Raw genomic sequence first — 13,853 nt, 5'->3', positions numbered from 1 at the left:
TGCCTCCCCCGGACCCCCTCCGAGGTATTTCGGGACCGAAGAAGGGGCAGAGCGGCGTCGGTGCGGACGGCGGGCCTGCGCGCAGTGGATCATGGCGTCGATAGCGCTTGAGAACCCTGGCCGCAGGGACGGTATCTACCCGTTCTCGTGGAAATGGCCATAGATCGTTTCGGCCAGCGCGGCCGAGATGCCCTTGACCGCCTTGAGGTCGGACAGTGACGCGGTCGTGACCGCCTTGGCCGAGCCGAAATGCGCGAGCAGCGCCTTCTTGCGGCCCGCGCCCACGCCGGGCACATCGTCGAGGGGAGAGGCGCTGATCGCCTTGGTGCGCTTGGCGCGGTGGGTGCCGATGGCGAAGCGGTGCGCCTCGTCGCGCAGACGCTGGACGAAGTAGAGCACGGGGTCGTTGCGCTTCAGCGCGAAGGGGCGCTTGCCGGGGCGGTGGAACTCCTCCTTGCCGTGGTCGCGGTCCACGCCCTTGGCGACGCCGATCATGGCGATGTCCTCGACGCCGAGGTCTTCCATGATCGCGCGCACCACCGACACCTGACCGGCCCCACCATCGATGAGCAGGAGGTCGGGCCAGGCGTCGGACCTGCGGTCCGGGTCTTCCTTGAGCAGGCGCTTGAAGCGGCGGGTCAGCACCTCTTTCATCATGCCGAAGTCGTCGCCGGGGGTCAGCTCTTCGCCCTTGATGTTGAACTTGCGGTACTGGCTTTTCATGTAGCCGTCCGGCCCGGCCACGATCATCGCGCCGACCGCGTGCGCGCCCTGGATGTGAGAGTTGTCGTAGACCTCGATCCGTTTCGGCGGTTCGTCGAGGTCGAAGGCCTCGGCCAGCCCGGTGAGCAGCTTTGCCTGTGTCGCGGTTTCCGCCATCTTGCGCCCGAGGCTTTCGCGGGCGTTGCGGGTGGCGCCGGAGACGAGCTCCAGCTTCTCGCCGCGCTGGGGCACGGCGATCTCGACCTTGCGCCCGGCCTTTTCCGCGAGGGCCGATTCCATCAGCTCCCGCTCCTCGATGTCGTGCGACAGGAGCAGGAGGCGGGCGGGTTCCTTCTGGTCGTAGAACTGGCCGATGAAGCCGCGCAGCACTTCGGCGGCGTCCGCCCCCGCGCCGGTGCGGGGGTAGAAGTCGCGGTTGCCCCAGTTCTGGTTCGCGCGGATGAAGAACACCTGCACACAGGCCTGCCCGCCTTCCATGTGGAGCGCGATCACGTCGGCCTCGGTCACGCCGCGCGGGTTGATGCCTTGGGAGCTTTGCACCTTGGTCAGCGCGGCGATCCTGTCGCGCAGCACGGCGGCGCGCTCGAATTCCATCGCTTCCGAGGCATCCTGCATCTCGGCCGCCAGTTCCGCCTGCACCTTGGTCGTCTTGCCCGACAGGAACCGTTCGGCGTCCGAAACGAGCCCGGCGTAGTCGGGTTCCGAGATCTTGCCGACGCAGGGACCGGAACAGCGCTTGATCTGATAAAGCAGGCAGGGGCGGGTGCGGCTTTCGAACATCGAGTCCGAGCAGTTGCGCAGAAGGAAGACCTTTTGCAGCTGGTTCAGGGTGCGGTTCACCGCGTCCGCGCTGGCGAAGGGGCCGTAATAGGCGCCCTTGGTCTTCTTCGCGCCGCGGTGCTTTCGGATCTGGGGATAGGCGTGGTCCTTGGTCACCAGAATGTTCGGAAAGGACTTGTCGTCGCGCAGCAGCACGTTGAAATGCGGCTTCAATTGTTTGATGAGGTTCTGTTCTAGAAGCAGCGCCTCGGTCTCGGTCTTGGTCGTCAGGAACATCATGCTCGCGGTCTGCGAGATCATGCGGGCGATCCGGGCGGAGTGGCCGTTGGGGTTCGCGTAGTTCGATACGCGGTTCTTCAGGCTCTTGGCCTTTCCGACGTAGAGCACCCGACCCGCCTCGTCGAGCATCCGGTAGACGCCCGGCGAGTTGTCGAGCTGGCGCACATAGCGGGCGATCAAGCCGTGGCCGCGCGGCCCGGTCTCGGCGTTTTCGGTTCGGATCGACTCAGTCATTGGGGCTGCTCGTTGATTCCCGTTGTGGCTGCAATGATAGCGTGGCGGGGACAAGAGAAAACACGTCCACAGAATCTGTGGATAAGTTCGTGGAAGAAAAGCGTCCCAATCCGGTTTTTCCTTGTTTCACAAGGGCTGGAATGAGCTGCACAAAAAATAGGCGGCTTTTCAAACCCTTGAATCAAAAAAGAAAAAATATGAACGATTTGTAAATCCATGAAAAAACACGGTTTTCCATGTTCAATAACTGCAAGCCGCATGGACAGTGCACAACTCGCGCGGTTTGGGGCCGGAGCGGACTTGATTCAGGTCAATCCCGGCCGGGATTCTCGGGTGTTTTCCAGCCCAGATGCTGCCCGCCGTCGACTGCAAGCATTTGGCCGGACACCGCTTTTGCGTCGAGGAAATAGCCCAGCGCCCCGGTGATATCCTCGGGGTTCGACCCGCGTTCCAGAACGGTGTTCTCGCGCTGGTGGGCGAACTCGTCCTCGGATTGGTTGGCACCCTTGAGCGTGGGGCCGGGGCCGATGCCGTTGACGCGCACACGGGGGGCGAGGGCGCGGGCGGCGGTCTGGGTGAAGGCCCAGAGGCCCATCTTCGCGATGGTGTAGGTGGTGAAGTGCGGGGTGAGCTTCTTCACCCGCTGGTCGATCATGTTGAGAACCAGCGCGGAGGCGATCGGTTCGCCCCGTTCGTCCGTCTCCGGGTCCGGCACCTGTTCGGCAAAGGCCTGTGTCAGGAACATCGGCGCGCGCAGGTTGGAACCGATGTTGCGGGTCCAGCTTTCGGCAGTCATGGAGTCGATTTCGTCGAACTCGAAGATCGAAGCATTGTTGACCAGAACCGTGAGGGGCCCGACGGCCTTGGCCGCTTCGGGCACCAACCCTGCAACGGCGTCGTCGTCGAGGAGGTCGGCCTGCACGGCCTCGGCCCGTACGCCCTGCGCGCGGCAGGCGGCGACCGTCGTCTCGGCCCCTTCGCGGGAGCCGGCGTAGTGAACGGCCACGTCATAGCCACGGCTGGCGAGGTAGATCGCCATCGCCTGACCCAGCCGGCCGCCGGCACCTGTGACCAACGCCCCGCTCATGCCTGCAACACCACGAAGATGTAGAGGATGTAGAGCACGAAGAAAGCCGCGCCCCAGACCCGGCCCATGTACCAGCCACGGAAGACGAAGGGCGCAATGAGGATCGAAGCGGCGAGCATTACCCAGATGTCGAAGCGCAGCATCTCGGGGTCCACCGGGATCGGGCCGACGAGAGCGGCGACGCCGATGATCCCGAGGAGGTTGAACATGTTCGAGCCGATGACGTTGCCGATGGCCACGTCGGCCTGCTTGCGGATCGCGGCCATGACGGTTGTCGCGAGCTCGGGGAGCGAGGTGCCGAGCGCCACGAGCGTCAGGCCGATCACGGTTTCAGACACGCCGATCGAACGCGCGATGTTGGTGGAGCTTTCGACCAGCAGGTCCGCGCCCAGCGGCAGGCCGACAAGCCCAAGGATCAGGTAAAGCGCGATGCGCCAGGTCGGCATGTCCGGGTCGGCACCTTCGAGGTCTTCTTCCTCGTCAAGCTGGCTCTCGTCGATCTCCTGCCCCTTGGCCTCTGCCTGCGCGATCACCTCGCGCCGGTGGGCCAGTGCCTGTCGCGCGGCGAGGGTGAGCATGAAGGCGAGGCCCGCGAGCAGGATGAGACCCTGCCACCAGTCGAATGTCCCGGTCGTGGCGAGCGCCATGAACAGGACTGTGGCGGCCAGCATCGTGACGTAGTTGTGCCGCGTGTCGCAGTCCTTGGTGGCGAGCCCCGTCAGAAGCGCGGGAACCCCCAGAACGAGCAGGATGTTGGCCGTGTTCGACCCCACCACGTTGCCGAGTGCGAGGCCGGGGACGCCCTCCAGCACCGCCTGCACCGAAATCAGAAGCTCGGGCGCGGAGGTACCGAAGGCGACCACCGTGAGCGAGACGATCAGGGCCGGGATGCCAAGGCGCAGGGCGAGGTTCACCGCCCCCTTTACAAGGCTGTCTCCGGCCAGAAGCAGGATTGCCAGGCCCAGGATGGTATAGAGCAGATCGGGAATCATTCGTGCCCGCACTCACAGGGGCCGCGCCCCAGCCGGAAGCGGCCGCACTTGGGGCATTTACGGTTGGCCAGCTTGTCCGCACCCGGAATGCGCAGGCGCCCGAACATGGCGAGCACCAGCATACCGATCAGAAAGAGCGAGACGGCCTTGATCATCGGTCAGAGGCCGAACCGGGCCCAGTGGGCGCGATCCTCGACAGCCGCCAGCGCGTCTCCGGCGATCTCGGCGCCGAAGCGTTTGAAGATCGACCGTTTCGGGCCGAAAACCGAGAACTTCACGTCCTTGCCGAATTTTTCCTTCATGGCCGGCACAAGGTGCCCGATCCCGTCGGCGAGGCCGAGGTCGACGGCCTTCTGCCCGACCCAGAACTCGCCGGTGAACAGAGCGGGATCGTCGGCCAGCTTGTCCTTTCGGGCGGTTTTCACATGGTCGATGAACGCTTCGTGAATCTGCGTGCCCACGCTCTTGATCCGCTCCACGTCCTTGGGGTCTTCGGGTTTGAAGGGGTCGAGCTGCGATTTGGATTCGCCCGAGGTGTAGACCCGACGCTCGATGCCATGCTTGGCGATAAATTCATGCGCGCCGAAGCTCGCCATGATGACGCCGATGGAGCCGAGGATGGAGGAGCGGTCGGCATAGATCTCGTCCGCCGCGCAGGCGAGCCAGTAACCGCCCGAAGCGGCAGCGTCCTCGACAAAGGCATAGACCGGCACGTCCTTCTCGTCCGCAAGGCGGCGGATGCGCGCGGCGATGAGCGAGGACTGGACCGGGCTGCCGCCGGGCGAATTGATCGAAAGCGCGATGGCCTTGGGTTTGCGGCGGAATGCCCGCTCGATGGGCCCGGCCATGGCGACGTCGTTCAACTGTCCGCGCGTTCCCGTGGAGATCGTCCCGTGCAGTCGGACGACCGCGACCACCGGGTCGGGCGTCATGAATGGAATAAAGCGCTTCATGAAAGTCGATGTAGAGGCGCGCCCATAGGCCTACAAGGCCGCGCCTCCTGTTTGTCACCGCTTTGTGGCAATGACGTCGTGTCGCCTTACGCCCGGAGTTTCCAGCCTGTGCGGAAGATCATCGTGATCACCGCGAGGCAGGCCACGAGCACGACGCCGATCGCGATGAGCGAGATGCCGACGGGCACGTCCGACATGGCGAAGAACGACCAGCGGAACCCGGAGACGAGGTAGACCACCGGGTTGAACAGCGCCACGGTCTGCCAGGCTTCGGGGAGCATCGAGATCGAGTAGAACGCGCCGCCCAGGAACACGAGCGGCGTGATGACCAGCATGGGGATCAGGTTCACCTGTTCGAAGTTGTCCGCCCAGATGCCGATGATGAAGCCGAAGAGCGCGAAGGTCACGCAGGTCAGGATCATGAAGGCGAGCATCGCAAACGGATGCGCGATCTGTAGATCGACGAAGAACGAGGCCGTGCCGAGGATGATCAGCCCGATCATCAACGCCTTGGTCGCCGCCGCGCCGACATAGCCCGCCACGATCTCGGGGACCGAGATGGGGGCCGACAGGGTTTCATAGATCGTGCCGACGAACTTCGGGAAATAGATGCCGAGTGCCGCGTTCGAGACCGATTGCATCAGCATCTGGAGCATCATCAGGCCGGGCACGATGAACGCGCCGTATTCGATGCCGTCCACGGTCTGGATGCGGCTGCCGATGGCGGTGCCGAAAACGACGAAGTAGAGCGAGGTCGAGACGACCGGGCTGATGACCGACTGCCCGATGGAGCGGAAGGTCCGCGCCATTTCGAACTTATAGATCGCTGCGATGGCGCGCCAGTTCATGCCGCATCCCCCTGTTCGTCTTGTTTCTGTTCATGGACGAGGTCGACGAAAATATCCTCGAGCGAGCTTTGCCGGGTGGAGAGATCGTTCAGCCGCAGCCCGGCCTGACGCAGCTCCGACAGGATATCGGTGATGCCGGTCTGCTTGGCCGACGTGTCGTAGCTGTAAATCAGGCTCTCACCGTTCGGCCCCAATTCAACGCCACGCGCGGCGAGCGCGGGCGGCACGGTGTCCGTCGCGCTTTCAAGATCGATGTGAAGCTCTTTCTTGCCGAAGCTTTTCATCAGCGTCTTGGTCTCTTCGACCAGCAGCAGCTCACCCTTCGAGATGACGCCGACACGGTCCGCCATCGCTTCGGCCTCTTCGATGTAATGCGTGGTGAGAATGATCGTCACGCCGGATTTCTTGAGCTCCGACATGACTTCCCACATCTCCTTGCGCAGTTCGACGTCGACGCCCGCAGTGGGTTCGTCGAGGAACAGGATGCGCGGCTCGTGCGACAGCGCCTTGGCGATCATCACGCGGCGCTTCATGCCGCCCGACAGCTCGCGGATGCGGTTGTCCTTCTTGTCCCACAGCGTGAGTTGCTTGAGGATCTGTTCGATGTAGGCGTCGTTGCGTGGCTTGCCGAAGAGGCCCCGGGAATGGCGCACGTTGGGTTCGACCTTCTCGAAGATTTCGATCGACATTTCCTGCGGCACGAGCCCGATCAGCTTGCGTGCCTCACGAAAGTCATGCGCGATGTCGTGACCGCCGACGGTCACCTTGCCCGCCGTCGCCCGCGCCAGCCCGCAGATGATCGAGATGAGGGTCGTCTTGCCCGCGCCGTTGGGGCCGAGCAGAGCCAGAACCTCGCCCTCGTGAATGTCGAGATCGACGCCCTTCAGCGCCTGGAAGCCGTTGTCGTATGTCTTTTCCAGACCTTCGATTTTGATGATCGGTGCCACGGGCCCCTCCTGTTTGCGCTAGCGGAACGTAAGTGCTTTGTCGCCGCGCCGCCACCCCCGACTCTCACGGAGTCGAAGTGACGTCGCGGGGAACGATCCCGCAGGTGTCACGTTGGATTCGCATGACCCTTATGGACCAGATCAATGCGACGGCCGGTTTCTGGGCCGAAGAAGAGAATTTCTGGCTCGAAGGCCCCGATTTTTTCCGGGCCAACATGGTGGATGACGCCGTGATGGATTTTCCGGAACCGACAGGGCGCCTCAAAGGCCAGCAAGTGCTCGCCGCGCTCGAAAACGCCCCGCGGTGGGATGGTGTGAACTTCTTCGACCGAAACATGGAAAAGCTGGGCAACAAGGTGCGCATCACCTACCGCGCCGAGGCGCAGCGCTACGGGGCCGACTCCTACGTTGCGAAATGCGAGAGCGTCTATGTGAAGCTTGGGAGCGACTGGCTCCTGGCCAGCCACAAGCAGGAACCGCTCGAACGCTAGACCCGCTTGCGCGCCCGGAGCGCGGCCGTGATCGTGCCGTCGTCGAGATAGTCGAGTTCGCCGCCGATGGGCACACCCTGGGCGAGCGAGGAGACCTCGCAGCGCCCCTCCAGTTCTTCGGCGATGTAATGTGCGGTGGTCTGGCCGTCGACGGTCGCGTTGAGGGCCAAAATGACCTCGCGGATGCCTTCGTCCTTCACGCGCTGCACGAGCTTGGGGATGCGCAGTTCCTCGGGCCCGACCGCGTCGAGCGCCGAGAGGGTTCCGCCAAGAACATGGTAGCGGCCCTTGAAGACGTTGGCCCGCTCCATCGCCCAAAGGTCGGCCACGTCCTCCACCACGCACAACTCGCCGGTGGCGCGCTTCTCGGAGGCGCAAACCTCGCAGACCTCGGTCGTTCCGACATTGCCGCAGGTGATGCATTCGCGCGCGCTCACCGCGACCGCATGCATGGCGTCGGCCAGAGGGGCCAGAAGGAGCCCGCGCTTGCGGATCAGATGAAGCACGGCGCGGCGCGCCGACCGGGGGCCCAGCCCCGGCAGCCGCGCCATCAGGTCGATCAGGGTCTCGATGTCGCGGGGGGCTTCGCTCACGTCCGCGCCGTCCGGGTCAGGAGCCCATGCCGCCGAAGGGGTTGGCCATGCCGGCGGGCAGGCCGAGTTCCTCGGTGATCTTCTGCATTTCCTGCGTGGAGCGTTCGCTGGCCTTGACCTGCGCGTCCTTGATCGCGGCGAGGATGAGATCCTCCACCACTTCCTTTTCATTCGGGTCGAAGATCGACGGGTCGATGTCGAGACCGGTCAACTCGCCCTTGGCCGTCGCGGTCGCCTTGACCAGCCCCGCGCCGCTTTCACCGGTGACGGTGATGGTGTCGAGGCTTTCCTGCATCTCGGCCATCTTCGTCTGCATTTCCTGAGCGGCTTTCATCATCTTGGACATATCGCCAAGACCGCCAAGTCCTTTGAGCATGGGTCTCTCCCTCTCGTTCGGGTGTTGGATCCTATATCGCAACGAGGGCGCCGTGCGACAAGGCGTTTCGGCCGGAAAGGCGGGAGTTTACCCGTCTTCGAACGGGTCCCACTCGTCCTCGACTTCCGGCAGGGCCTCGACTTCGGCTTCGGCCTCCATCTCGCCCTGCGTGCGGATTTCGGTGATCTTCGCCTTGGGAAAGGATGCCAGAACGGCCTGAACGAGCGGATGCTCGCGCGCGGCTGACTTGAGCGCGTCTTCCTCGGCGTTGCGCGTTTCCTCGATCGTCGGCGCAGTCGCGTCATTGACGAGTGAAACGCCCCAGCGCACCCCGGTCCAGCCCTGAAGCCGCTGGGCAAGCCGGGCGGCGAGGTCGGGCGGCGCGTCCGGGGTCGGGGTGAACTCGATCCGGCCCGGCTGATAGGCCGCGAGGCGCATGCAAGTTTCGACATGACGCAGGAGCAGGCCGTCGCGGTTCGACCGGATGAGTGCGACGACGCTGTCGAAGGTGGCATACCGGGCCAGCGCGTTCTCGGATTGCGAGGCGAGCGCTGTGACGGTGCCGCCCCCTCCGCCGCCGCCTGTGGGCGCGCGCCCGTTGCCGCCGTAGCCGGCGGACCCGCCCGCGCCTGGTCCGCCGGTCGGAGCGGCCGGTGGCGTCGGTGGCGGGGTATCCTGCAATTTCTTCACCAGCTCCTCGGGCGAGGGCAGGTCGGACACATGGGTCAGCCGGATCACCGCCATCTCGGCGGCCATCATCGCATTGGGGGCCATGCCCACCTCTTCGATGGCCTTGAGAAGCATCTGCCACATCCGGGCAAGGATGCGCTGCGACAGGCCATCCGCCATCATCTGGCCCCGCCCGCGCTCGTCGGGCGAGACGGTCGGGTCCTCGGCGGCCTCGGGCGTGATCTTGATGACGCTGACCCAGTGCGTGACTTCGGCGAGGTCGCGCAGCACCGCCATCGGGTCGGCCCCGTCGGCGTATTGCGCGGAAAGCTCCGACAAAGCGCCGGCGGCGTCGCCGCGCAGAATCATGTCCATGAGGTCGAGCACACGGCCCCGGTCGGCAAGGCCCAACATGGCGCGGACCTGGTCCGCCGTCGTCTCCCCCGCCCCGTGGCTGATCGCCTGATCGAGGAGTGACGTGGCATCGCGGGCGGAGCCTTCGGCCGCGCGGGTGATGAGGGCGAGGGCGTCTTCGGCAATCTCGGCGTTCTCGCGGCTGGCGATGGAGCGCAGAAGTTCGATCATCTGCTCCGGCTCGATCCGGCGCAGATCGAAACGCTGACAGCGGCTCAGGACCGTGACCGGCACTTTTCGGATCTCGGTCGTGGCGAAGATGAATTTCACATGCGCGGGCGGTTCCTCGAGCGTCTTCAGGAGCGCGTTGAACGCGCTCGTCGACAGCATGTGAACCTCGTCGATGATATAGATCTTGTAGCGCGCGCTGGCGGCCCGGTAGTGAACGCTGTCGATGATCTCGCGGATGTCACCCACGCCGGTGCGCGAGGCCGCGTCCATCTCCATCACGTCGACATGGCGCCCCTCAGCGATGGAGACGCAGTGTTCGCACTGGCCGCAGGGCTCGACCGTCGGCCCGCCGGTGCCGTCGGGACCGATGCAGTTCATGCCCTTGGCGATGATCCGGGCCGTGGTGGTTTTCCCGATCCCGCGGATGCCGGTCATGATGAAGGCCTGCGCGATCCGGTCCGCTGCGAAGGCGTTCTTCAGCGTGCGCACCATCGCGTCCTGACCGATCAGGTCGGCGAAGGTCTCGGGCCGGTATTTGCGGGCGAGAACCTGGTATTCGGTACTGTCGGACATCGGACCTCCGGGTGAGTCTGGTCGAATGTAGTGGAGCGTCTCGGGGGCGTCTACCGAACGGTGCGGGCTACGCCCGCGCTCTCATATGCGAGGGGCAGGCCCCTCGCGCTCCCATAGGGGGGGCGCTGCCCCCGTCGGCCAGCGAGCTGGCCGACTCCCCCGAGGTTTCTTGAAACGAAGAAAAGTCGGAGTTCATTAAGGTTAACGGCCGCCTCTTCTCTGGTCCGAAAATACCTTCGGGGGGAACGGCGGCTTGCCGCCGTGGGGGGCAGACAGCCCCCTGAGGTCCGTCAGGTCCACTTGGCGAGCGGCGGGAGGCTCATGAGCACGGCGTCCGGATCGTGGCTGGTGGCCAGTCCGAACTTCGTGCCGCGATCATAGACGAGGTTGTATTCGGCGTAGAGGCCCCGGTGGACTAACTGAGCGTCCTTGTCGGCCTCGGTCCAGCGCGTGTCCCGGCGCTTTTCCGTCACGGGCACGAAGGCCGGAAGGAAGGCGCGGCCGACGTCTTGCGTGAAAGCGAAGTCGGCCTCCCAGTCGCCGGTGTTGTGGTCGTCGTAGAAAATGCCGCCCACGCCGCGGGCGCGTTTGCGGTGGGGGATGTAGAAATACTCATCCGCCCAGGCCTTGTAGCGGTCGTAGTAATCCGGTCCGTGCGGGTCGCAGCCTGCCTTCATGGCGGCGTGGAAATGCGCCGTGTCGTCGTCGTATTCGATGCAGGGGTTCAGGTCGGCACCACCGCCGAACCACCAGGCGCCGGGCGTCCAGAACATGCGGGTGTTCATGTGGACCGCCGGGGTATGCGGGTTCTGCATGTGCGCGACGAGCGAGATGCCGGATGCCCAGAAGCTCGGGTCGGCCTCGATCCCCGGCACGCCGCGCGCGGCCATCGCTTTCTGCGCGGCGTCGCCGAGCGTGCCGTAAACGGTGGAAATGTTGACGCCGACCTTTTCGAACACCCGCCCGCCGCGCATCACCGACATCAGCCCGCCGCCCGCATCGGAGCCATCGTCGGAGGTGCGGCTGGTCGGCGTGACCACGAACCGGCCCGGCGCTTCGCCGGCGAAAGGCCCGGTGGTCTGGCTGTCCTCGAGCGCCTCGAAAGCGGCAACGATCTGGTCGCGCAGCTCACGGAACCAGGCGCTCGCGCGGGCTTTCTGGTCGTCCATCATGTCAGTCATCGGGCGTCTCCTTCGGTCCGATGCCTGATTAGTCGAAGCCCGACGGAATGTGAATTGGCTACTGCGCCGCGACGGCAGCGAGGGTGCCGGCCTTGAGAGCACCGTTTTCGGTCAGGGTCATATCGCCGGCCCCGCCTGCGATACCGGTCACCTGCACTCCACTGGCGTCGTCGCCAGAGAAGTTGCCGGTGCCGCGCCCATTGAAGCGAAGTGTGTCGCCCTCATGCGTGATCGTGCCGTCGATCGCGGTAGTGAATCCTGCGCCGGTGATCGTGGCCGGGGCGAGGTCGATTTCGCCCGACGCTTGAGTGTAGTCGCCGAGGATCGCCTCGATTTCCCCGGCGTTGCCGTTCTGGATCGCCGAGAACAGCTCGGTCTGGTTCACGTTCTCGCGGCCAAGGAGGTTGCCGATGGTGCCCTCCACGCTGCCGCCTGCCGCCGAGAAACGCGCACTCAGAGTGGCGTCGCCCACCAGCTGGCGCCCGGTCTGGTCCGTGATCGCATCTTTGACGAAGGCGGTGGCGTAGCCGTTGAAAGTCGCCGTGCCGGAGGTCGGCATGGTGGCCTTTGCGGCACCGACATCGGACAGGCTGGTGATCACGTCCCCCACGCTTTTGGCCACGGCCTCGGGCGTGGCGTCGCCACCGGATTGGGTGGCACAGGCGGTGAGCAGGACGAGTGGCGGGAGCATACGGGCACAGGACATCGGAGCCTCCTTGCGAAAGCGCAGGTTTCAGTCCTCACCCGCATCCGCGATGCGGCACCCAAGCTGCAACTATAGGGCGTATATGTCTTTCCGTCTACATCCAAGAGGCGTTCGGTCGGGATACGGTCCCCGCACGTCGGCCGGGCCGCATCCAAAGGGTTCGCAACCTACATAGACGAGTCCACCGTGGTCGCCCCGAAGTCGCCAACGCGGGTTGCCCCGTTCTCGGTGATCGTCAGCCCGTCGTTGGTCTCGGCATTCACGTTGAGCCCTTCGCCGTCCGCACCGAAGAAGAATCCGCGACCACGTCCGCCGAATTCCAGCGTGTCGCCGTTGTGGGTGAAGCTGCCCGACACGTCTGACGCCACCGCGTTCGGAGAGGTCGCCGTCGGCGCGAGCGCGCCGTTCGCGATCCGGATCGAACCGGTCGTGGGGTCGAAGCCTGAGATCATGTCTTCGATGTCCTGCTGGCTGCCGCTGAAATAGGTCGTGTAGACGTCGCGCTGGTCCACGTCGTCTTTCGCGAGGATGTTGGTAATGTCCCCACTGAAGCTCGCGTCGTTGCTCGAAAACGAGACGTCGAAGCTGGCGTCACCGACGAAATGCCGGCCGATCTGCTGCGGCCCGCCCGTGCTGTCCAGCGCCATGTCCTTGATCATGCCGGTCGCGTAACCCGCGTAGGTCGCGCCGCCGGTGGTCGGCATGGTCGTGGTTTCCATGAACAAGTCCCGGGAATTCGTCCGGGCCTCGAAGACGAGCGCGGCTGTCGCGGCCGGGTCGGCAACGCTCGCAACCCCGTTTCGCAGGCAACCTGCGGTCATGCTCGTGGTGGTCAGCGCGATCGCCAACATGGTGATGCGTTTGAATTTCGTCATGATACCCCCTTCGCAGCGCGAAAATACCGCGCCCATGCTGGGCATGGATAAAGGAGTGCGCGAGTTCCGTTATCCCCCTGAACAGGGGGACGAAGAGATGTATCTGCGCGCGGCGTGCGCGCCCGGTCTGCCGGTCAGGGCTGTTTCGCAAACACGCTTAGCGTGCCTTCGCGGGATTCGCCGTCCTGCGTTATCAAAAGCGTCTGGTTCACATCGCCGAACATGCCGAGCGATTCTGCATTCGGACCGCGCAGATTGCCTTGCGCCGTCCCGGCGAGCGTGACCGCACTGCTCTGGTCTTCAAGATTGACGCTCCCTGAAAGCTCCGCCGTGAAATCGCTCCCGGCGAACTGGGGGACGACGATCTGGTAGCTGCGTTGTGTGTTGACGTCCAGATTCTCGAAAACCTTGCCCAAACGTGCCGTGATCGCAGCGGTGTCGCCACTTGCGATTTCGGCCTGAAGGTCTGCGAGCTGGGCACCTGAGAGCCAGTAGATGTCACCGATGGCCCCGGAAATCGTCGTGCCGCCGGGTGCGAAATCCGCGCCGAGAGAGGCAAGGCCGATCAACTGGTCGCCTGTCGCGTCTGTGCTCAGCCGTTTGACGTCCAGCAAGCCGAATCCGGTGAACTCTGCGCTCCCTGTCGTCGGGATATTCGTTGGAACGGTGTTCTTGAAGGTATCGTACTGCTCGTTTGCCTCGACTGCGAGCGACGCGAACCGCGATGTGCTGAAAACTGTCCTTTCCGTCCTTTGCCTATCGAGTTCCTCATCGGCAATCACCGCGAGCTGGGTGCACCCCTGCGTTGCCGCAGCAAAAAAAATTATCGAGATAATCGCCTTTATCTTACGTTCCCACATGTCTTTCCCCTTACTGGTTTGGACTGCTCTTGGGTTCGGTATCCTGTCTTTGTTGCCCCGATGATGCCGAATTCAGCGGCTGCGCGCCCGACCGCCACTTG

The 13,853-nt window shown here is 64.4% G+C and carries 16 protein-coding genes; 1 reads left to right on the top strand and 15 read right to left on the bottom strand.

What is annotated here, in order from left to right; all coding sequences use genetic code 11:
- Window positions 1-135: 135 nt before the first annotated feature.
- The 8 genes from uvrC to B2585_RS11775 form a co-directional block, all read right to left on the bottom strand.
- On the bottom strand, window positions 136-2,016 hold the full coding sequence (gene uvrC, locus B2585_RS11810; protein ID WP_292023283.1) for an excinuclease ABC subunit UvrC: 1,881 nt from the start codon (window positions 2,014-2,016) through the stop codon (window positions 136-138).
- Entirely contained in the window at window positions 2,013-2,234 is a 222-nt protein-coding gene (locus tag B2585_RS11805; RefSeq protein ID WP_292023281.1) for a hypothetical protein, read from the bottom strand. The genes uvrC and B2585_RS11805 overlap by 4 nt, the downstream gene beginning before the upstream one ends.
- A 92-nt stretch (window positions 2,235-2,326) precedes the next feature.
- The gene (locus B2585_RS11800) at window positions 2,327-3,103 is read right to left on the bottom strand and encodes an SDR family oxidoreductase (RefSeq protein ID WP_292023279.1); all 777 of its coding nucleotides are present in this window, start codon (window positions 3,101-3,103) and stop codon (window positions 2,327-2,329) included.
- Window positions 3,100-4,095: a calcium/sodium antiporter gene (locus B2585_RS11795; RefSeq protein ID WP_292023277.1), complete on the bottom strand. Its 996-nt coding sequence runs from the start codon at window positions 4,093-4,095 to the stop codon at window positions 3,100-3,102. The genes B2585_RS11800 and B2585_RS11795 overlap by 4 nt, the downstream gene beginning before the upstream one ends.
- Entirely contained in the window at window positions 4,092-4,250 is a 159-nt protein-coding gene (locus B2585_RS11790) for a hypothetical protein (protein ID WP_292023275.1), read from the bottom strand. Before B2585_RS11790 ends, B2585_RS11795 begins: the two co-directional genes overlap by 4 nt.
- A 3-nt stretch (window positions 4,251-4,253) precedes the next feature.
- Window positions 4,254-5,048: a S49 family peptidase gene (locus tag B2585_RS11785; protein ID WP_292023273.1), complete on the bottom strand. Its 795-nt coding sequence runs from the start codon at window positions 5,046-5,048 to the stop codon at window positions 4,254-4,256.
- Window positions 5,049-5,134: 86 nt separating this feature from the next.
- Entirely contained in the window at window positions 5,135-5,896 is a 762-nt protein-coding gene (locus tag B2585_RS11780; protein WP_292023271.1) for an ABC transporter permease, read from the bottom strand.
- On the bottom strand, window positions 5,893-6,843 hold the full coding sequence (locus B2585_RS11775; protein ID WP_292023270.1) for an ABC transporter ATP-binding protein: 951 nt from the start codon (window positions 6,841-6,843) through the stop codon (window positions 5,893-5,895). Before B2585_RS11775 ends, B2585_RS11780 begins: the two co-directional genes overlap by 4 nt.
- Before the next feature lie 122 nt (window positions 6,844-6,965).
- On the opposite strand from B2585_RS11775, the gene B2585_RS11770 reads away from it, so the two are divergent.
- Complete coding sequence (locus B2585_RS11770; protein WP_292023268.1) at window positions 6,966-7,334, top strand: nuclear transport factor 2 family protein; 369 nt, start codon at window positions 6,966-6,968, stop codon at window positions 7,332-7,334.
- Here B2585_RS11770 and recR read toward each other — a convergent pair.
- The 7 genes from recR to B2585_RS11735 form a co-directional block, all read right to left on the bottom strand.
- Window positions 7,331-7,927, bottom strand: a complete 597-nt coding sequence (gene recR, locus B2585_RS11765) for a recombination mediator RecR (RefSeq protein ID WP_292023267.1) — start codon at window positions 7,925-7,927, stop codon at window positions 7,331-7,333. The genes B2585_RS11770 and recR overlap by 4 nt on opposite strands.
- A gap of 16 nt (window positions 7,928-7,943) precedes the next feature.
- A complete protein-coding gene (locus B2585_RS11760) occupies window positions 7,944-8,303 on the bottom strand; it encodes a YbaB/EbfC family nucleoid-associated protein (RefSeq protein WP_292023263.1) in 360 nt (119 codons plus the stop codon).
- Between the two features lie 87 nt (window positions 8,304-8,390).
- Window positions 8,391-10,130 (bottom strand): DNA polymerase III subunit gamma/tau, encoded by a 1,740-nt coding sequence (locus B2585_RS11755; protein WP_292023261.1) that lies wholly within the window; start codon window positions 10,128-10,130, stop codon window positions 8,391-8,393.
- Window positions 10,131-10,420: 290 nt separating this feature from the next.
- The gene (hemF, locus tag B2585_RS11750; RefSeq protein ID WP_292023257.1) at window positions 10,421-11,311 is read right to left on the bottom strand and encodes an oxygen-dependent coproporphyrinogen oxidase; all 891 of its coding nucleotides are present in this window, start codon (window positions 11,309-11,311) and stop codon (window positions 10,421-10,423) included.
- 58 nt (window positions 11,312-11,369) lie between these two features.
- Window positions 11,370-12,017, bottom strand: a complete 648-nt coding sequence (locus B2585_RS11745) for a hypothetical protein (RefSeq protein ID WP_292023255.1) — start codon at window positions 12,015-12,017, stop codon at window positions 11,370-11,372.
- 167 nt (window positions 12,018-12,184) lie between these two features.
- Window positions 12,185-12,892: a hypothetical protein gene (locus B2585_RS11740; RefSeq protein WP_292023253.1), complete on the bottom strand. Its 708-nt coding sequence runs from the start codon at window positions 12,890-12,892 to the stop codon at window positions 12,185-12,187.
- A 134-nt stretch (window positions 12,893-13,026) separates the two neighbouring features.
- Window positions 13,027-13,752: a hypothetical protein gene (locus B2585_RS11735; protein ID WP_292023251.1), complete on the bottom strand. Its 726-nt coding sequence runs from the start codon at window positions 13,750-13,752 to the stop codon at window positions 13,027-13,029.
- Window positions 13,753-13,853 lie beyond the last annotated feature (101 nt).

This window comes from Maritimibacter sp. UBA3975, from assembly GCF_002384975.1.
Lineage (GTDB): Bacteria > Pseudomonadota > Alphaproteobacteria > Rhodobacterales > Rhodobacteraceae > Maritimibacter.
The sequence above is the reverse complement of the archived record's forward strand: the minus strand, read 5'-3'. Positions and strand labels throughout refer to the sequence as shown.

Coding starts and splice junctions, on each gene's coding strand:
- B2585_RS11770 (WP_292023268.1), top strand. CDS start 6,966: ATGACCCTTATGGACCAGATCAATGCGACGGCCGGTTTCTGGGCCGAA.
- B2585_RS11760 (WP_292023263.1), bottom strand. CDS start 8,303: ATGCTCAAAGGACTTGGCGGTCTTGGCGATATGTCCAAGATGATGAAA.
- B2585_RS11795 (WP_292023277.1), bottom strand. CDS start 4,095: ATGATTCCCGATCTGCTCTATACCATCCTGGGCCTGGCAATCCTGCTT.
- B2585_RS11790 (WP_292023275.1), bottom strand. CDS start 4,250: ATGATCAAGGCCGTCTCGCTCTTTCTGATCGGTATGCTGGTGCTCGCC.
- B2585_RS11745 (WP_292023255.1), bottom strand. CDS start 12,017: ATGTCCTGTGCCCGTATGCTCCCGCCACTCGTCCTGCTCACCGCCTGT.
- B2585_RS11785 (WP_292023273.1), bottom strand. CDS start 5,048: ATGAAGCGCTTTATTCCATTCATGACGCCCGACCCGGTGGTCGCGGTC.
- hemF (WP_292023257.1), bottom strand. CDS start 11,311: ATGACTGACATGATGGACGACCAGAAAGCCCGCGCGAGCGCCTGGTTC.
- uvrC (WP_292023283.1), bottom strand. CDS start 2,016: ATGACTGAGTCGATCCGAACCGAAAACGCCGAGACCGGGCCGCGCGGC.
- B2585_RS11780 (WP_292023271.1), bottom strand. CDS start 5,896: ATGAACTGGCGCGCCATCGCAGCGATCTATAAGTTCGAAATGGCGCGG.
- B2585_RS11805 (WP_292023281.1), bottom strand. CDS start 2,234: ATGGATTTACAAATCGTTCATATTTTTTCTTTTTTGATTCAAGGGTTT.
- B2585_RS11740 (WP_292023253.1), bottom strand. CDS start 12,892: ATGACGAAATTCAAACGCATCACCATGTTGGCGATCGCGCTGACCACC.
- B2585_RS11735 (WP_292023251.1), bottom strand. CDS start 13,752: ATGTGGGAACGTAAGATAAAGGCGATTATCTCGATAATTTTTTTTGCT.
- B2585_RS11800 (WP_292023279.1), bottom strand. CDS start 3,103: ATGAGCGGGGCGTTGGTCACAGGTGCCGGCGGCCGGCTGGGTCAGGCG.
- B2585_RS11755 (WP_292023261.1), bottom strand. CDS start 10,130: ATGTCCGACAGTACCGAATACCAGGTTCTCGCCCGCAAATACCGGCCC.